Origin of the sequence: Fontibacterium abundans (SeqCode) (assembly GCF_965235095.1) — a bacterium.
Taxonomy (GTDB): domain Bacteria; phylum Pseudomonadota; class Alphaproteobacteria; order Pelagibacterales; family Pelagibacteraceae; genus Fontibacterium; species Fontibacterium abundans.
The window spans coordinates 296,773-314,481 of the sequence record NZ_OZ249405.1 but is presented as its reverse complement, the minus strand read 5'-3'; the positions used below and the strand labels follow the sequence as shown (position 1 = coordinate 314,481).

Below are 17,709 nucleotides of genomic sequence, written 5' to 3'. Positions count from 1 at the left end.
TTATGCAAAAAGTTAATCAAGAACTTGCAATAAAACACGGTCTTACAGCTGAAGAGTATAATAAAATTATTAAATTAATGGGAAGAAATCCAAATTTAGTAGAGCTTGGAATTTTTTCAGCAATGTGGAATGAACACTGTTCTTATAAATCATCAAGAATTTGGCTTCAGACTTTACCCACAAAAAATAAATATGTAATTCAAGGGCCAGGTGAAAATGCTGGAGTTGTTGATTTTGGTGATGGAGATGTTGTTATTTTTAAAATTGAAAGCCACAACCACCCCTCTTATATAGAGCCCTATCAAGGAGCTGCAACCGGTGTTGGTGGAATATTAAGAGATGTTTTTACAATGGGCGCACGACCCGTTGCTAATTTAAATTCTATAAGATTTGGCTCACCTAATCATGATAAAACAAAATATTTATTAAATGGTGTTGTTTCTGGAATTGGTGGATATGGAAATTGTATAGGCGTTCCAACTGTTGGTGGTGAGACTGAATTCGATGAATGTTATAATGGAAATATTTTAGTCAACGCAATGAACATTGGTGTTGCTAAAAAAAATAAAGTTTTTTATTCAATAGCAAGCGGTGTTGGGAATCCTGTTGTTTATGTTGGTTCTAAAACGGGTAGAGATGGTATCCATGGAGCAACAATGGCATCAGCTGAATTTGATGAAGATTCTGAATCTAAAAAACCAACCGTACAAGTTGGTGATCCTTTTACTGAAAAATTATTGTTAGAAGCATGCTTAGAGTTAATGCAAAAAAAATCTATAGTTTCAATTCAAGATATGGGTGCTGCTGGTCTTACTTCTTCGTCTATAGAAATGGCATCAAAAGGTGACCTTGGAATCAAAATAAATTTAAATTTAATTCCTTGTAGAGAGAATAATATGACTCCTTATGAAATTATGCTCTCTGAAAGTCAGGAGCGAATGTTAATAGTTTTAAAAAAAGGGAAAGAAAAAGAAGCTAGAAAAATATTTGAAAAATGGGGATTAGATTTTGCGATTATAGGAGAATTAACAAATTCAAAAAAACTTGAACTAGAATTTAACAAAAAGAATGTATGTAGTATTCCAATTCATTCATTGGGTGATAATGCGCCTAAATATAAAAGAGATTTTATAACTTATGGTTACCCAAAAATAGTTAATCACGATTCCGATATTGAAAAATTAGATATTAAAAATTCCTTAATTAAAATTTTATCGCATCATAATTATTCAAATAAATCATGGGTATGGGAACAGTACGACCATATGGTAATGACAGATACAATTCAAAAACCAGGTGGAGACTCTGCAGTTGTTCGATATCATGGAAAAAATAAAGGTATCGCTGCTACGGTAGATTGTGTGCCTAGATATTGTAAAGCTCATCCTAAGTCTGGAGCTATGCAAGCTGTATGCGAAACTTGGAGAAATTTAATTTCAGTTGGAGCTCAACCAATTGCTATTACTAATTGTTTGAATTTTGGAAATCCTGAAAAAAAAGAAATCATGGGCCAGTTTGTGGATAGTATTAATGGCATGAAAGAAGCATGCGTAGTACTAAATTATCCTGTGATCTCTGGAAATGTATCTTTGTATAACGAAACAAATGGAGTTGCTATTTATCCAACCCCAACTATTGGCGGAGTTGGTCTTTTAAAAAATATTAACAACATGATGACATTTAATTTTAAAAATACAGAAAATATTATTGCTGTTATTGGAGAAACATCAGGTCATTTAAGTCAAAGTGCTTTAATTTATGATGTTATAGGTGATAAAGAAGGCCCTCCTCCTCAAATTAATTTAAAAGAAGAAAAGAAAAATGGTCTTTTTATTAGCGACCTAATCAAAGGTAAATTAGTGAATGCAGTTCATGATATTTCTCACGGTGGGATAATAGTTACATTGGCTGAAATGTGCATGGCATCTAATATCGGTGCAAAAATTAAAGTTTCTGGATCCAATATTGATAAAATTAAATATTTATTTTCAGAAGATCAGGCTAGATATTTAATTGAAATTAGTAAGAAAAATTTAGAAAAAATAAAAAAAATTGCAAACACAAAAAATGTTAAAATAGATATTATTGGTAAAACTCAAAGTGAGATATTTGAAGTAGAAAATGATTTAAAAGTCAGCGTTAAAGAATTAAAGACAAAAAATGAAAGTTGGTTTAAAAATTATAACAAAAATTAACTATGGCTATTAAACAAGAGGAAATTCATAAATTATTAAAAGAAGGATTTCCAGATGCAGATATTGAAATAAATGATCTAGCTGGTGACGATAATCATTATGCTGCTAAAATTAAATCCTCAAAATTTAAAGGCAAGACTAGAGTTCAGCAGCATCAAATGGTATATGCTTCTCTTAAAGGAAAAATGGGAAATGAATTGCACGCGTTAGCACTAACAACGGAAGAAAAATAATATGACGAATATTAATGAAAAAATAAAAGATATCATAAGTAAAAACGATGTGGTTTTATTTATGAAAGGCACTCCTGAAATGCCTCAATGTGGATTTTCAATGACGGTTGGTAATATTTTAAAAGAACTAAAAGTAAAATTTATTGGGGTTAATGTTTTGGCTGACCCTGAGATAAGACAAGGAATTAAAGATTTTAGTAATTGGCCGACTGTTCCTCAACTTTATGTTAAAGGAGAATTTATTGGTGGCTGCGATATTGCTAAAGAAATGTACGAAAAAGGCGAATTACAAAAAATTCTTAAATAAAAATTATCTAGAATAATATTCAACAACTAATTTAGGTTCCATTTGCACAGGATATGGGATCTGATCATACTTTGGAACTTTATTAAATTTTGCTGTCATTTTTTTATGATCAGCAACAATATATTCAGGAACTTCTCTTTCTTTACTTTGTGTTGCTCCAATAATTGGAATTGATTGCTTGAATGAATCTTTAATTTCTATTTCATCATTTTCAGAAACTAAGTAACTAGAAATATTTACTTTCCTTCCATTCACTTTAACTTTTCCATGATTTATAATTTGTCTTGCGGCAAAAACAGTAATTGCAAATTTTGCTCTATAAATAACTGCATCTAATCTTCTTTCTAACAAACCAACTAAATTTTCACCTGTATCTCCTTTTTTCTTATAAGCTTTTCTAAAAAGATTTCTAAACTGTCTTTCGCTCATATTTCCGTAATAACTTTTTAATTTTTGTTTAGCTTGTAATTGAATATTGTAATCTGAAGGCTTACCCTTATTTCTTTGTCCATGCTGACCTGGACGATATGCTCTTGTGTTAAAGGGACTTTTTGGTCTTCCCCAAAGGTTTACACCAAGTCGTCTATCAACTTTATGAGTAGAATTTATTCTTTTTGTCATATTTTAAAAGTGTTCTGTTATAATAACCCTCATTCTTTTAGTCAATGTTACTCTCGCTCTTTATATTTAATTAAAGAACTAATAACTCCTGATAAAGTTCTGATTTCCTGCGTAGAAAGAGAACTTCGATGAAAAATATTTTTAACACTTCTAATCATTTGTTGTTTTTTTTCCGCTGGTTTCAAAAAACCTACCTTATCTAAATGTGATATTAAAAAATCTAAAAAAGCATTAACTTCTTTCTTCTTTGCATCATCGCTTCTATATAAATTTTTAACGATAGGTTCAAATTTTTTTGAAGCAATAAACAGTTCAAAAGCAAAAAGAGTTACTGCGTGTGATAAATTTAATGACTTAAATTTACTGCTTGTTGGAATATTAACTAAATAATTAGCATTAATTAAATCGTCATTACTTAATCCGGATGCTTCAGGTCCAAAAAAAATCCCACTTTTTTTTTGAAGAATACTCTGTTTTTTTATAATTTTTACAGCTTCATTTAAATCTATAATTTTTTTGTTAACAGATCTGCTTCTTGATGTAGTTGCAAAAACATAATCTAAGTCAGAAACTGCCTGATTATTATTTGAGAATACTTTTGCTTTATGGACAATATCTTTAGCATCCACTGCTGTATATGTTGCGCTTTTGTTTGGCCAGCTATCTCGTGGGGATACTAATCGTAAATTTTCAAAATTAAAATTTTTTAATGATCTTGCAGCAGCTCCTACATTTTCTCCAAGTTGAGGTCTAACTAAAATAAAATGAATATTTTTAAATAACATTACAAATTTGCAGGTGCATTATCTTTGTATAGTTTGTAATCAATGCTATCTATTAATGCTCTAAAAGAAGCTTCAATTATATTTGGGGAAACACCAATGGTAAACCAGACATCTCCTGTATTATCTGTGCTCTCAATTGATACTCGGGTAATAGCATTGGTTCCAGTATTTAAAATTCTAACTTTATAATCTACTAATCTTAAATCTTTTAAATACTCACTATATTTTCCAATTTTATTTACATTGGATCTAATTGCATTATCAATTGCATTCACCGGTCCATTTCCTGATCCTTCACAAATGATATCTTTTTTATCAACCTGCAAAACAACTGTTGCGTAAGAGTTAACGGGATCATTGTCGTTACTTTTGCTAACTTTGACTTCATATTTTTTTATATTTAAATAATTAGGAACCTCACCTAATAATCTTCGTGTTAACAATTCAAATGAAGCATCAGCTCCATCATATGCATATCCAATAAATTCTCTATCTTTAACCTGTTCTAATAATTTTTGAACTTTTGGATCATCTTTATTAATTTTAATATTTAACTTTTCTAATCTTGATAAAATATTTGATCTTCCTGACTGATCAGAAACAACAATATTTCTTTTGTTACCAATAGATTCTGGAACAATATGCTCATATGTTTTTGGATTTTTTTCAACAGCAGAAACATGAAGGCCTCCCTTATGTGAGAAAGCTGAAGCCCCAACATAAGCAGCATGATTATTAGGCTTTCTGTTTAATATTTCATCTAATAATCTGGAACATTCAGTTAAGTATTTAATTTTTGTTTCTTCTACTGAAATTTCAAATTTATCTTTAAAATATTTCTTAAATAATAACGTTGGAATAATAGATACAATATTAGCATTACCACATCTCTCACCTAAACCATTCAATGTTCCCTGAACTTGTCTTGCACCAGATCTGATAGCAGCAAGTGTATTTGCCACTGCATTTTCAGTATCATTATGAGTGTGAATTCCTAAATTCTTTCCAGGAATAATTTGTGCAACATCATTTACAATTTCTTCAATTTCAAATGGTAATGTTCCACCATTAGTATCGCACAGAACAATCCATCTTGCTCCATTATCGTAAGCTGAACGAATACATTTTAGTGCATAATCTTTATTATTTTTATATCCATCAAAAAAATGTTCCGCATCAAACATGTATTCCCTATTATTTTTTACAAAATGCTTTGTGGTATCAGTAATGTTTTCTAGATTTTCTTCCTTTGAAATTCCTAAAGCTACATCTACGTGAAAGTCCCAGGTTTTTCCTACAATACAAACAGACTTAGTATTAGAGTTTAAAATAGCAGAAAGACCTGGATCGTTTTCTGCGCTTCTACCAGATTTCTTTGTCATTCCAAAAGCAACTAAGGTTGAATTGGATAATTTTGGAGGTTTGTTAAAAAAATTAGTATCAGTTGGATTAGCTCCTGGCCATCCTGCCTCAATATAATCAACTCCTAATTTAGATAATGCGTTAGCAATTCGATTTTTTTCATCCATAGAAAAATCGACGCCCTGTGTTTGAGCTCCATCTCTTAAAGTAGTATCAAATATATAAATTTTTTCTTTACTCATTATTTATGCTTCCAATGTGTTTTGTCGTTAAGATCTTCAATTAAAATTCCATTTTTTTCAAGATCCAATCTAATTGTATCAGCTTTTTTAAAATCTTTATCTTTTCTAGCAAGATTTCTTTGTTCTATTAACTTTTCAATCTCACTTAAATCTAGTTTTGTTTTTTTTCTTAGAACATTAAACTGTTCTTCATTTTCATTAAATAAACCAATAAATCTAAGTGCAGAATTTAAATTTTTTCTAGCTTTGGCATCGCCAGTTTTGGCTTTGTTATAAAGACTATGAATGCTTGTTATAAATTTTGGTGTATTTAAATCATCTAATAAAATGTTAAAAATTTCATCACTAATGTGATCTTCATTAGGGGAATAAAAACTGTACCAATTCTCTAATATTTTTTTATTTGTTTCTAAAATTTTTAAATTCCAGTCTAAAGGCTGTCTATAGTGAGTGCCTAAAATAGATAATCTAACCACTTGGCCATTAAAATTATTCTTTAAATTATTAATTGTTATGAAATTTCCATCAGATTTTGACATTTTTTTTCCATCAACAGTTACATAACCATTGTGCATCCAATACTTTGCAAAAAAACTGGAATCATTTGCGCAAATTGATTGCGCTATCTCATTTTCATGATGAGGAAATATAAGATCTAATCCTCCACAATGCAGATCAAATTCTTTGCCTAAATATTTTTCAGACATAGCAGAACATTCTATATGCCAACCAGGCCTTCCTTTTCCCCAGGGTGATTCCCAAAAGGGCTCTTTATCTTTCGATGGTTTCCATAAAACAAAATCTAAAGGGTTATTTTTTAATTCTGAAATTTCTACTCTTGATCCAGAAATTAAATCTTTTGGATTCTTATTAGATAATTTTCCGTAATCTTTAAATTTATTTACATTAAAATAAACATTGCCATCTTTAATATATGCAAATTTTTTAGCTAATAAATTTTCAATCATTTGAATCATGCCAGCTATATTATCAGTAGCTTTAGGCTGATTATTTGGAATTAAACAATTTAAATATTTACAATCTGATAAAAAAATATCTGTGACACTTTTTGTAAGTTCATTAATATTAATTTTTAACTCATTAGCTCTTTGTATAATCTTATCATCTATGTCAGTGATATTTCTGACATAATTAACTTTATTTTTTCCAAAATTTTTTATTAAAATTCTAAATACAAGATCAAAAACAATTAATGGTCTAGCGTTACCAATATGTGGATCATCATAAACAGTTGGACCGCAGACATACATTCCAACTGAATTTTTATTTAAGGGAATAAATTCTTCTTTTCCTCTGCTTAAAGTATTGTAAATTTTTAAATTATTCATTGTTATTAAATTTACAAATTGGGATTAAGTTCATTTTATGAAGATTTCTTTTTCTAATTTTTAAATATTTTTCATAATTTTTATCTTTTGAATTAAGCATAGCTTTTTCTAAGTCTTCATAAGACATTCCTAATTGACGTTCGTCTGTTCTTCCGTCTTCCCATAATCCGTCTGTGGGTGCTGCATTGATAATATCTTCTAGTATTTTAAGTTCTTTACCCATCTCCCATACTTGAGATTTTAGACAATCTGCGATTGGAGAAATATCAACGCCTCCATCTCCATATTTTGTAAAAAACCCAACTCCAAAATCCTCTATTTTATTTCCAGTTCCAACAACAATTCCATTATTTGCGCCCGCAACTTGATAAAGCGTAGCCATTCGTAATCTTGATCTAGAATTTGCAAAAGCAAGTTCATTATTAAATTGTCCTAATGTTTTTTCAAAGCTATTAAAAACTTCATCTAAATTAATAATTACTTCATCTACATTAGGAAATTTATTCTTTAACCACTTTAAATGAGCTCTACTTAAATCATCTTGAAATTTTAATTGTCTAATTGGCATAGATAAGGCTTTGACTTTCATTCCTGTCATTGCTGAAATAGTACTTACTACTGCTGAATCAATTCCTCCTGAAACCCCAACTACTAAGCTATCGGGTTTTTTTTCCATTGAATTACAATAGTTTTTAATCCAGTTTTTAATGAATTGAATTCTATCTGCTGCTGTCATCATAATATTTTTACTTTTTTTTAAGTTTGAAGCAAAAAAATTATTAAAAAATAATTTTAAGAAGCTTTTCTAATGGAATTTATTAAGTATTTAGAATTTTTCTTAATTTCTTCAGAAATAAGGAAAGCCAACTCTATAGCTTGATTTGCATTCAATCTAGGATCACAATGCGTATGGTATCTACTTGATAAATCTTTATCAGTAATATTTTGTGCTCCGCCAATACATTCTGTAACATTTTTTCCTGTCATTTCGATATGAAGTCCGCCAGCGTAAGTTCCTTCGCCTTGATGCACATCAAAGAAACTTTTTACTTCGGTAATTATATCTTTAAATGGTCTAGTTTTAAATCCAGTAGTAGATTTTATAGTATTACCATGCATAGGATCGCATGACCAAATTACTTTTTTATTTGATTTCTTAACAGCCTGAATAAGTTTTGGTAAAAACTTTTCAACTTTATCATGACCAAATCTAGCTATTAAAGTTATTCTTCCAGCTTCATCTTCTGGATTTAATACTTCGATTAACTTAATCAATTCTTTTGGATCTAAACTAGGTCCGCATTTAATTCCTATTGGATTTTTAATTCCTCTACAAAACTCCACGTGTGCGCCATCTATTTGCCTAGTACGATCTCCAATCCATAAAAAATGTGCTGAAGTATCGTGGTGTTCACCCGTTGTCGAATCTACTCGAGTCATTGCTTCTTCATAAGGAAGATGTAAGGCCTCATGACTTGTGTAAAAATTTACTGTTCTTAATCGTCTATTTTGCTCAATAGTTATGCCACAAGCATGCATAAAATTTAAAGCTTCCATAACTTTATTTTGAATCTCTTTGAATTTTTTATCAGCACTTTTGTTTACGAAGTCCATATTCCATAAGTGGACTTTGCTTAAATCGGCAAACCCTCCTTGAGAAAATGCTCTTAATAAATTTAATGTTGAGGCAGATTGTGAATAAGATTTTAATAATCTTGCAGGATCTGGCCTTCTAGACTGTTCATCAAATTTCATACCGTTGATATTATCCCCTAAGTAACTAGGAAGTTCTTTACCGTTTACAACTTCTGTAGAAGAACTTCTTGGTTTAGAGAATTGACCAGCAACTCTACCTATTTTTACTATTGGTAGATGTGATGAAACGGTAAGTATTAAAGAAACCTGTAAAATAACTTTAAATAAATCTCTAATATTATCTGGATGAAATTCTTCAAAACTTTCAGCGCAATCTCCACCTTGAAATAAAAAAGCTTTTCCTTCGCTCACTTCTCCTAGCATATGTTTAAGTGTGCGCGTCTCTCCTGCAAAAACGAGTGGTGGAAATTTAGAAATTTCCTTTAAAACTTCATTTAATTTACCTTCGTTTTCATAAACAGGTAAATGCTTTGCAGTTTTAGCTCTCCAAGAATCTGGTTTCCAATTTTTCATATTCAACCTACAGTATATATATAGAGTGTTCTAAGCCTACAAGAATAAATTATTCAACTGTAACAGATTTAGCTAAATTTCTTGGCTTATCTATATCGTTACCTTTTTTTAAAGCAACATAATAGGCAAGTAATTGTAAAGGAATGTTGCTTAAAAATGGAGAAAGAAATTTGTTAATTTTTGGAATTCTAATTTCTGACCAAATATTTTCACTTGTCCCAACCTCTTTTGCGTGATCAGAAATTAATAAAATTTTTCCACCTCTGGCAATAACTTCCTGCATATTTGAGATTGTTTTTTCATAAAATCTATCTTTTGGAGCAATAACAATAACTGGCATTCCATTTTCAACTAAAGCTAAAGGACCATGCTTCATTTCGCCAGCTGGATAACCTTCTGCGTGTAGATATGTAAGTTCTTTAAATTTGAGAGCGCCTTCTAATGCGATTGGAAAAGAAAGACCTCTACCTAAAAACATAGAACCTTTAATATCTATAAAATCAACCGCTAAATCTTCAATTAACTTTTTATTATTTAAAATTAACGCAACATTAGAATGAATATTTTCTAAATCTTTAATAATATTTAAATATTCTTCTTCTTTTATTTCATTTCTAATTCTTGCAATTTTTAAAATGAATAACAAAAGAACTAAAATCTGTCCTGTAAAAGCTTTTGTTGAGGCTACGCCAACTTCCGGTCCAACATGAATTGGTAAAACCAAATCTGACAATCTTGATAATGAACTTTCAGTAACATTTACAATTGCGCACGTTTTTGCACCTTTTTTTTTACAAAAATCTAAAGCTGCTATCGTATCTGCGGTTTCTCCTGATTGAGAAACGAAAATGTAAAGTTCATTTTCTTTTATTTTATTATTTCTATATCTAAATTCTGAAGCAACATCTACGCAAACATCTATATTGGTAAACTCTTCAAACCAATATTTTCCAACTATACAAGCATGGTATGCTGTTCCGCACCCTATCAAGTTAACTTTTGTTACTTTTTTAGGATCAACTGGAAAATTAACTATATTGATCTCTTTTCTTATTTTATCGAGATATTCATTAATACATTTCTTAATAACTTCTGGTTGCTCAGAAATTTCTTTGGACATAAAATCTCTAAAATTTTCTTTATTATAATTTCCTTCTTCATTAGCTAATTTATGTATTTTTTTTTTAATTTTTTTCTTATTTTTGTCAAAAAATTCAATTTCATCTTTAGTTAAAACACATACATCTCCATCATCCAGATAAGAGACTTCTTTAGTCATAGCGTTTAAAGCATAAGAATCTGAACCAATGTATTTTTCTTTATCTCCATAACCAACTGCAAGTGGACTTCCTCTTCTTGCGCCTACAATTAAATTATTAAATTTCTTAAAAATAATTCCTAATGCAAAACTTCCTTCTAATTTCTTTAATGTTTCAAATACAGAATCTAAATAATTCATTTTCTTTAAATTTTCTGTAATAAGATGAGTCACAACTTCAGTATCTGTTTGAGATTTAAAAATATGGCCTTTTGCAATTAATTCATTTTTAATAATTAAAGAATTTTCAATAATTCCGTTATGAACAACAGATACTTCCTCTGAAGAATGTGGATGTGCGTTTGCTTGATTTGGAACTCCATGAGTGGCCCAACGAACGTGGCCAATTCCAATATTCCCTGACAATGATGTTTTGTTTATTAATTTTTCTAAATCAGAAACTTTACCGGCACATTTATTCTCAACTATTTCTCCATTGTTAATTGTCGATATACCAGCAGAGTCGTAACCTCGATATTCAAGTTTTTTTAATGATTCTAAAATTTCTTTTGAAATATCTTTATAACTGGCAATACCAATAATACCGCACATAAATTATTTTTATTTTTTTATTTTTTTAAACTCTCTTTGAGAAATTCTGCTTAAAGCAAGAGTGTTGTCTTTTACATCTTTGGTAATAGTGGAGCCTGCTCCAATCACTGTGTTCTTTCCTATTTTTACTGGAGCAACTAAAGAACTGTTTGAACCAATAAAAGCATTATCTAAAATTTTAGTTTTATATTTATTTTTACCATCATAGTTACAAGTAATTGTTCCTGCGCCAACATTTACATTTTTTCCTAATATTGAATCTCCAATATAACTCAGGTGATTAACTTTAGAATTTTTTCCAACTCTAGATTTTTTTATTTCAACAAAATTTCCAATTTTAGAATTGTCTTCTAAAACGGTATCAGGTCTTAATCTTGCAAATGGTCCAATCGTTACATTGTTACCAATTTTTGTTTTTTCTATATAAGAAAAACTTAAAATTTTTACATTGTTACCAATTTTAACACCCTTGCCTATAATTACGTATGGTTCGATTAAAACATTTTTACCAAATTTTGTGTCTGAGGATAAATAAATTGAGTCTGAAGAAATTAATTTAACTCCTTTTTTAATTGCTAGTCTTTTGATTTTATTTTGTAATAATTTTTCAGATTCAATCATAATTAAATTTATAAATAACTTTAATTCAAGTTTATGATTTATTGCTATTTGAGTAATGTTACTATAGTAATGATTTTAATAATTTAACTCACAAATTATTTCTTTTAACTACTAATTTTTTTCAATTAACTTATGAACAAAGCAATAGTTTTTGATCTGGATGGAACGCTAGTAGATTCTGCGCCTGATTTAATGGATGCTCATAATTATGTAATGCAAAAATTTGGTTACCATCAAAAACCACTTACAAGTATACGTCATTTAGCTGGTAGAGGGACTGCCAATATGATTTTGAAATCTTTAAAAGAAGATGGAAAAAAATTCGATCAGAATATTCATAAAAAAATGACTGAAGAATTTATTAATTATTATAGAGAAAATATTTCAAAAAAATCACAAATTATTAAAGGTGTTAATGAGTTTCTTGCTTGGGGAAAAACACAAAAAATTAATTTTGCTATTTGTACAAACAAAATGGAATCTTTAGCTAAAAAACTTCTTAAAGAAATTAATCTTATTGAATTTTTTGATTACATCGCGGGAGCTGATACTTTTGAATATAGAAAGCCAGATCCAAGACATTTAACAAATATATTAGAAATTTTAGATGTAAAAAAAGAAGACAGCATTATGGTTGGCGATAGCGAAACTGATGCTGAAACTGCAAGAATAGCAAAGGTAAATTTTATTCTAGTAAAAGGTGGTTATACAGAGAAAGATCAAAATAGCATTTATCACAATCATTTTATTAATGACTTTACCGAAATGAATGGAATATTATCCAAAATGAAATTTTTAAATTAATTATGTATTTTGTTAAAAAGACACCCACAGAAAAAAGAGCTGACTTACAAAAAAAATTAAAAACAGGAAAACTTATTCGCTTTCCGGGAGCTTACAATCCTCTAGTTGCAAAGTTAATTGAAGAAATTGGTTATGATGGCGTTTATATATCAGGCGCAGTTGTGGCTAATGATTTAGGAATTCCTGATATCGGGCTTACAACTTTAACGGAAGTTTCTTATAGAGCAGAACAAATTTCAAGAGTTACAAATTTACCTTCAATTGTTGATGCCGATACAGGATTTGGCGAAGCAATGAACTGTGCGCGAACAATAGAAACTTTTGAAAATTTTGGAATTTCAGGTTGTCATATTGAGGATCAGTTTAACCCTAAAAGATGCGGACACTTAGATAATAAAGATGTGGTTAGCGCTAGTGAGATGGTTAAAAAAATAAAATCAGCAGTTAAAGCTAGAAAAGATAAAAATTTTCTAATTATAGCAAGAACTGACGCTAACGCCGTTGAAGGTTTAGATAAAACAATTTCAAGAATAAAGGCTTATGTTGATGCTGGTGCTGATATGATTTTTCCTGAGGCGCTAAAAGATGAAAAAGAATTTGAAGAAATTAGAAAAGCTACAAAAGCATACTTACTTGCAAACATGACTGAATTTGGAAAGTCAAAATTACTTTCTGCTAAAGAACTTAATAACCTTGGTTATAATTTAGTTATTTATCCAGTAACAACACAAAGATTAGCATTAAAAAATGTTGAAGATGGATTAAGACAGATATTCAAGGATGGTCATCAAAATAATGTAATTGATAAAATGCAGACTAGAAAAAGATTATATGAGTTAGTTGAGTATGAAAAATATAGTGAATTTGACAGTTCTGTATTTAATTTTTCCAAAAAAGGACATGAATAATAATGGCCGAAGTGGAGATTAAGAAAGGACTGGTTGGCGTTATTGCTGATGAAACCAAAGTTTCAGAAGTAATGCCAGACATCAATTCTTTAACCTACAGAGGTTATGCCGTTCAGGATCTCGCTGAAGCATGTGTGTTTGAGGAAGTTGCTTACTTGTTATTAAATGGTGAGCTTCCCAACAAATCACAACTAGCTAAATTTCAAGAAGAAGAAAGAAACAATAGAGAAATTAGTTCTAATTTAAAAAAAGTTATTCAAAGCTATCCTAAAAATGCGCATCCGATGGACACGACTAGAACTTCCGTTAGCCACTTAGGTTTAGAAGACTCTGAAACTACTAAAAATACTATCGAAGCTAATTACAAAAAATTTATAAGAATTTTTGCGAAAACTCCAACAGCAGTTGCTGCAAATTTTAGGACAAGAAAAGGATTAGATATTATTGATCCAAAAAAAGATTTAAGCTTTAGTGAAAATTTTTTTCATATGTGTTTTGGAAAAGTGCCAAGCAAAGATGTTGTTAAAGCATTTGATGTGTCTTTAATTTTATACGCTGAACATAGCTTTAATGCCTCAACTTTTGCATCACGAGTTATAACAAGTACACTTGCTGATATTCACAGTGCAATCGTTGGAGGAATTAGTGCATTAAAAGGACCGCTACATGGCGGTGCGAATGAGGCGGTAATGGAAATGTTCTTTGACATTAAAGAACCTGAAAATGCTGAAAAATATATTCTCAATAAAATAAAAAATAAGGATTTAATTATCGGTTTTGGTCATCGTGTTTATAAAAAAGGAGATTCTAGAGTGCCAACAATGACTAAATATTATTACAAAACGGCAGAATTTTATAAAAATGAGAAATTTCCTAAAATTTCTAAAATATTAGAAGAAACAATGATTAAAGAAAAAAATATATTTCCAAATTTAGATTTTCCATCTGGTCCTACTTATTACTTAATGGGATTTGATGTTGATTTTTTTACTCCAATTTTCGTAATTACAAGAATTACAGGATGGTCAGCTCATGTAAACGAGCAACTAAAAGATAATAGATTGATCAGACCCCTTTCAAAATATACAGGTTCGGTTCATCGAAAAGTTCAACCGATAGATAAAAGGTAATTTTAAATTATTTTGTAAATTCAAAGGCTTCAACCCAAGAACCTTTTGTAGAAGCTTTAGAGTATTCTGTAGCTCTGCCTTCGAAGAAGTTCATGTGTTCAACACCATTTAACATATCGTCTAGCCAAGTTAACGGATTCTCTTTAACCTCATAAATCTCATTCAAACGTAATTGGGATAATCTACGATTTGCAATCCATCTAATATATTCTTTAACTTGCTGAGCTGTTAATCCCTCAATATTACCCATTTCAAATGCTAAATCTATAAAAGCATCTTCATGATGAACAATTGTTCTGCAAGCATCATAAATTTCTTTTTTTAAACTCTCATCAAGTAATCCTGGGTTTTCATCGCAAAAAGTATTAAAAATTTTGATCATTGAATTACAATGAAGCGTCTCATCTCTTACAGACCAAGTAACAATTTGGCCCATGCCTTTCATTTTATTAAATCTAGGAAAATTAAGTAAAATTGCAAAACTTGCAAACAATTGAAGGCCTTCTGTAAAGGCACTAAATACTGCTACTGTTTTAGCAATTTCACGTTTGTTGTTTGTATTGAAATTTTTCATGTAGTCATACTTATCTTTCATTTCTTTATATTTAAGAAATGCGGAATATTCAGAGTCTGGCATTCCTATTGTGTCTAATAAATGTGAGTAAGCAGCGATATGAATTGTTTCCATTGCTGAAAACGCAGTCATCATCATTAAAACTTCGGTTGGTTTAAATACGCTTGTATAATGTCTAAGATAACAATTATTTACCTCAACATCCGCTTGAGTAAAAAATCTAAAAATTTGAGTAAGTAAATTCTTTTCACCTTGTGTTAATTTTTTTTGCCAGTCTCTAATATCTTCTGATAATGGAACCTCTTCTGGCAACCAGTGAATTCTTTGTTGAGTCAACCATGCATCATAGCACCATGGATATCTAAAAGGCTTATAAACAGGATTGTCTTTTAACAAACCATGTGTGTCGCAATAATTTTTATCAATAACTTTTTCTTGAACTTTAAGTGCTACTGACATGACAAACATTCCTCGTAATTTTTAGGTTCTTCATTTTTATTTTTTTCTGTTGGTATTGCAACAAAACTTTTACTTATAACTTCTGCTCTCTGTATAGATTTCGACCTACAGTAGTAAAGACTCTTTAATCCTTTCTTCCAAGACTGGAAGTGTATTTGATGTAAATCTTTTTTATGAACATCTGCTGGAAGAAATATATTTAAAGATTGAGCTTGTGAAATATAAGGCGTTCTATCTGCTGAAAGATCAATTAACCAACGTTGATCAAGTTCAAATGCGGTTTTAAAAACATCTTTTTCTTCTTGAGTCAAAAAGTCTAAATGCTGAACAGATCCTTGGGTTGTAGTAATTGAAGACCAAGTTTCATTATTATTTCTTCCGTATTTATTAAGAACTTCCTCTAAAAATTTATTTCTAACATTAAAAGAACCTGACAATGTTTTGTGTGTGTAGCTATTTCCAGCAATAGGCTCAATTCCTGGCGAAGAACCTCCACAAATAATAGAAATTGAAGCTGTTGGAGCTATTGCCGTTTTATTAGAAAACCTCTCCATAATTCCATAATCTTTAGCATCAGGACACGGTCCTCTTTCTTCAGCAAGTTTTTTTGAAGCTTTGTTAACTTCTTGGTCGATATATTTAAATATTTTTGTATTCCAAACTTTTGCCATTACAGATTCAAATGGAATTGAATTTTTTTGTAAGAATGAATGAAACCCCATAACACCAAGACCAACGCTTCTTTCACGGTGAGCAGAATATTTTGCATCTTTAAAAGAATCTGGAGCTTTTTCTATAAACTCACTTAAAATATTATCTAAAAATCTCATAATATCTTCAACAAAATTTTTATCATCTTTCCACTCTTCGTATGTTTCTAAATTTATTGAAGATAAACAACAAACGGCTGTTCTATCTTTTCCATTTTTATCAATTCCTGTAGGCAAAGTAATTTCAGAACATAAGTTTGAAGTTTTAACAGTTAGACCTGCAAGTTTATGATGTTGTGGAATCATTCTATTAACAGTATCTATAAAAATAATATACGGCTCGCCCGTTTCAACTCTTGCAGTTAAAAGTCTAATCCATAAATTTCTTGCAGAAATAGTTGCTTGAACTGCTCCGTCATAAGGACTCTTAAGTGCCCACTGTTCATCTAACTCTACAGCTCTCATAAACGCATCTGTTACTAGAACACCATGGTGAAGATTTAATGCTTTTCTATTTGGATCTCCTCCTGTTGGTCTTCTCATCTCAATAAATTCTTCAATCTCGGGATGGTCTATTTGTAAATAACAAGCAGCAGATCCTCTACGCAAAGATCCCTGACTAATTGCTAACGTTAAAGAATCCATCACTTTAATAAATGGAATAATTCCAGAAGTTTTTCCAACTCTTCCAATTTTTTCACCGATAGATCTTAAATTTCCCCAGTAACTTCCTATTCCGCCGCCTCTTGCTGCAAGCCAAACGTTTTCCGACCAAAGGTCTAAAATTCCATCCAAGCTATCATTAGCTTCGTTTAAGAAGCAAGATATCGGCAAACCTCTGTCAGTTCCCGCATTTGATAAAACTGGAGTCGCTGGCATAAACCAAAGATTACTAATGTAGTTGTAAATTCTTTGTGCATGCAAATTGTTATCTGAATAATTTGCAGCAACCCTAGCGAATAAATCTTGATAAGATTCGCCATCAGCTAAATATCTATCGTCTAAAGTTGCTTTACCAAAATTTGTTAATTTTGAATCTTTTGAACGATCAATTTTAATTGTGATACCTTTTTCATTTTGAAATAATTCAGTCTCCTTAGTTAGCGAAAATAGATCTGGTTTTTTAAGGTCTTGAACGTTAGATTTTGGATTTGATGCTGGAATATTGATTCCTTTGTCCAAAACGAGATTCTTAATGGCTAAAGCCAAATTGTCTTGCATAACTCTAATTTTATTAGATTTTATTGTTAAAACAACTACATGTTGTGTTACAAAATCATTAATATACCATTAATAAGTATAGTTCAATAGAACATTAATAGAACATTATAAAAAAGTCAATTAAAAAAATTTAATTTTGATAAACCATT

16 protein-coding genes are annotated in these 17,709 nt (G+C 30.2%); 6 read left to right on the top strand and 10 right to left on the bottom strand.

The features are described from left to right. Nucleotides 1-2 precede the first annotated feature (2 nt). From purL to grxD, 3 genes are read left to right on the top strand one after another with little or no spacing between them, the layout of a single operon-like run. The gene (gene purL, locus AC8GER_RS01785) at nucleotides 3-2,195 is read left to right on the top strand and encodes a phosphoribosylformylglycinamidine synthase subunit PurL (RefSeq protein ID WP_506598252.1); all 2,193 of its coding nucleotides are present in this window, start codon (nucleotides 3-5) and stop codon (nucleotides 2,193-2,195) included. A 2-nt stretch (nucleotides 2,196-2,197) separates the two neighbouring features. Continuing rightward, nucleotides 2,198-2,428 carry a BolA/IbaG family iron-sulfur metabolism protein gene (locus AC8GER_RS01780; protein WP_017970913.1) on the top strand — a complete coding sequence of 77 codons (231 nt, stop codon included), beginning with the start codon at nucleotides 2,198-2,200 and terminating at the stop codon, nucleotides 2,426-2,428. 1 nt (nucleotide 2,429) lies between these two features. Then, nucleotides 2,430-2,735, top strand: coding sequence for a Grx4 family monothiol glutaredoxin (gene grxD / locus AC8GER_RS01775; protein ID WP_506598251.1), 306 nt, complete (start codon nucleotides 2,430-2,432; stop codon nucleotides 2,733-2,735). 3 nt (nucleotides 2,736-2,738) lie between these two features. Here the strand turns inward: grxD and rpsD are convergent, their stop codons facing one another. From rpsD to AC8GER_RS01735, 8 genes are read right to left on the bottom strand one after another with little or no spacing between them, the layout of a single operon-like run. Next, a complete protein-coding gene (gene rpsD / locus AC8GER_RS01770) occupies nucleotides 2,739-3,356 on the bottom strand; it encodes a 30S ribosomal protein S4 (protein WP_029206029.1) in 618 nt (205 codons plus the stop codon). Between the two features lie 47 nt (nucleotides 3,357-3,403). Continuing rightward, complete coding sequence (locus AC8GER_RS01765) at nucleotides 3,404-4,141, bottom strand: RNA methyltransferase (RefSeq protein WP_506598250.1); 738 nt, start codon at nucleotides 4,139-4,141, stop codon at nucleotides 3,404-3,406. Continuing rightward, nucleotides 4,141-5,745: a citramalate synthase gene (gene cimA, locus AC8GER_RS01760; RefSeq protein ID WP_506598249.1), complete on the bottom strand. Its 1,605-nt coding sequence runs from the start codon at nucleotides 5,743-5,745 to the stop codon at nucleotides 4,141-4,143. Before cimA ends, AC8GER_RS01765 begins: the two co-directional genes overlap by 1 nt. Beyond that, nucleotides 5,745-7,094 carry a cysteine--tRNA ligase gene (cysS, locus tag AC8GER_RS01755; protein ID WP_506598248.1) on the bottom strand — a complete coding sequence of 450 codons (1,350 nt, stop codon included), beginning with the start codon at nucleotides 7,092-7,094 and terminating at the stop codon, nucleotides 5,745-5,747. The genes cimA and cysS overlap by 1 nt, the downstream gene beginning before the upstream one ends. Beyond that, nucleotides 7,087-7,830 (bottom strand): NAD(+) synthase, encoded by a 744-nt coding sequence (gene nadE / locus AC8GER_RS01750; protein WP_506598493.1) that lies wholly within the window; start codon nucleotides 7,828-7,830, stop codon nucleotides 7,087-7,089. Before nadE ends, cysS begins: the two co-directional genes overlap by 8 nt. A gap of 56 nt (nucleotides 7,831-7,886) precedes the next feature. Further along, a complete protein-coding gene (locus tag AC8GER_RS01745; RefSeq protein WP_506598247.1) occupies nucleotides 7,887-9,263 on the bottom strand; it encodes a class II 3-deoxy-7-phosphoheptulonate synthase in 1,377 nt (458 codons plus the stop codon). Between the two features lie 49 nt (nucleotides 9,264-9,312). Continuing rightward, entirely contained in the window at nucleotides 9,313-11,133 is a 1,821-nt protein-coding gene (glmS, locus tag AC8GER_RS01740) for a glutamine--fructose-6-phosphate transaminase (isomerizing) (RefSeq protein ID WP_506598246.1), read from the bottom strand. A 9-nt stretch (nucleotides 11,134-11,142) separates the two neighbouring features. Beyond that, on the bottom strand, nucleotides 11,143-11,754 hold the full coding sequence (locus AC8GER_RS01735; RefSeq protein ID WP_506598245.1) for a DapH/DapD/GlmU-related protein: 612 nt from the start codon (nucleotides 11,752-11,754) through the stop codon (nucleotides 11,143-11,145). Between the two features lie 132 nt (nucleotides 11,755-11,886). On the opposite strand from AC8GER_RS01735, the gene AC8GER_RS01730 reads away from it, so the two are divergent. The 3 genes from AC8GER_RS01730 to AC8GER_RS01720 are packed head-to-tail and all read left to right on the top strand — an operon-like array spanning nucleotide 11,887 to nucleotide 14,596. Next, nucleotides 11,887-12,558, top strand: coding sequence for an HAD family hydrolase (locus tag AC8GER_RS01730; protein ID WP_506598244.1), 672 nt, complete (start codon nucleotides 11,887-11,889; stop codon nucleotides 12,556-12,558). A 2-nt stretch (nucleotides 12,559-12,560) separates the two neighbouring features. Then, nucleotides 12,561-13,466, top strand: a complete 906-nt coding sequence (gene prpB / locus AC8GER_RS01725) for a methylisocitrate lyase (RefSeq protein ID WP_506598243.1) — start codon at nucleotides 12,561-12,563, stop codon at nucleotides 13,464-13,466. Between the two features lie 2 nt (nucleotides 13,467-13,468). Further along, nucleotides 13,469-14,596 carry a bifunctional 2-methylcitrate synthase/citrate synthase gene (locus tag AC8GER_RS01720; protein ID WP_506598242.1) on the top strand — a complete coding sequence of 376 codons (1,128 nt, stop codon included), beginning with the start codon at nucleotides 13,469-13,471 and terminating at the stop codon, nucleotides 14,594-14,596. Between the two features lie 7 nt (nucleotides 14,597-14,603). On the opposite strand, the gene AC8GER_RS01715 is transcribed toward AC8GER_RS01720, so the two are convergent. Together AC8GER_RS01715 and AC8GER_RS01710 are read right to left on the bottom strand one after the other, a co-directional pair. Beyond that, nucleotides 14,604-15,629 (bottom strand): ribonucleotide-diphosphate reductase subunit beta, encoded by a 1,026-nt coding sequence (locus tag AC8GER_RS01715; RefSeq protein WP_506598241.1) that lies wholly within the window; start codon nucleotides 15,627-15,629, stop codon nucleotides 14,604-14,606. Beyond that, nucleotides 15,620-17,560 carry a ribonucleoside-diphosphate reductase subunit alpha gene (locus AC8GER_RS01710; protein ID WP_506598240.1) on the bottom strand — a complete coding sequence of 647 codons (1,941 nt, stop codon included), beginning with the start codon at nucleotides 17,558-17,560 and terminating at the stop codon, nucleotides 15,620-15,622. Before AC8GER_RS01710 ends, AC8GER_RS01715 begins: the two co-directional genes overlap by 10 nt. Nucleotides 17,561-17,709: the final 149 nt, after the last annotated feature.

Coding starts and splice junctions, on each gene's coding strand:
- grxD (WP_506598251.1), top strand. CDS start 2,430: ATGACGAATATTAATGAAAAAATAAAAGATATCATAAGTAAAAACGAT.
- AC8GER_RS01715 (WP_506598241.1), bottom strand. CDS start 15,629: ATGTCAGTAGCACTTAAAGTTCAAGAAAAAGTTATTGATAAAAATTAT.
- purL (WP_506598252.1), top strand. CDS start 3: ATGCAAAAAGTTAATCAAGAACTTGCAATAAAACACGGTCTTACAGCT.
- AC8GER_RS01735 (WP_506598245.1), bottom strand. CDS start 11,754: ATGATTGAATCTGAAAAATTATTACAAAATAAAATCAAAAGACTAGCA.
- AC8GER_RS01745 (WP_506598247.1), bottom strand. CDS start 9,263: ATGAAAAATTGGAAACCAGATTCTTGGAGAGCTAAAACTGCAAAGCAT.
- AC8GER_RS01780 (WP_017970913.1), top strand. CDS start 2,198: ATGGCTATTAAACAAGAGGAAATTCATAAATTATTAAAAGAAGGATTT.
- rpsD (WP_029206029.1), bottom strand. CDS start 3,356: ATGACAAAAAGAATAAATTCTACTCATAAAGTTGATAGACGACTTGGT.
- AC8GER_RS01765 (WP_506598250.1), bottom strand. CDS start 4,141: ATGTTATTTAAAAATATTCATTTTATTTTAGTTAGACCTCAACTTGGA.
- cimA (WP_506598249.1), bottom strand. CDS start 5,745: ATGAGTAAAGAAAAAATTTATATATTTGATACTACTTTAAGAGATGGA.
- glmS (WP_506598246.1), bottom strand. CDS start 11,133: ATGTGCGGTATTATTGGTATTGCCAGTTATAAAGATATTTCAAAAGAA.
- prpB (WP_506598243.1), top strand. CDS start 12,561: ATGTATTTTGTTAAAAAGACACCCACAGAAAAAAGAGCTGACTTACAA.
- AC8GER_RS01710 (WP_506598240.1), bottom strand. CDS start 17,560: ATGCAAGACAATTTGGCTTTAGCCATTAAGAATCTCGTTTTGGACAAA.
- nadE (WP_506598493.1), bottom strand. CDS start 7,830: ATGACAGCAGCAGATAGAATTCAATTCATTAAAAACTGGATTAAAAAC.
- AC8GER_RS01720 (WP_506598242.1), top strand. CDS start 13,469: ATGGCCGAAGTGGAGATTAAGAAAGGACTGGTTGGCGTTATTGCTGAT.
- cysS (WP_506598248.1), bottom strand. CDS start 7,094: ATGAATAATTTAAAAATTTACAATACTTTAAGCAGAGGAAAAGAAGAA.
- AC8GER_RS01730 (WP_506598244.1), top strand. CDS start 11,887: ATGAACAAAGCAATAGTTTTTGATCTGGATGGAACGCTAGTAGATTCT.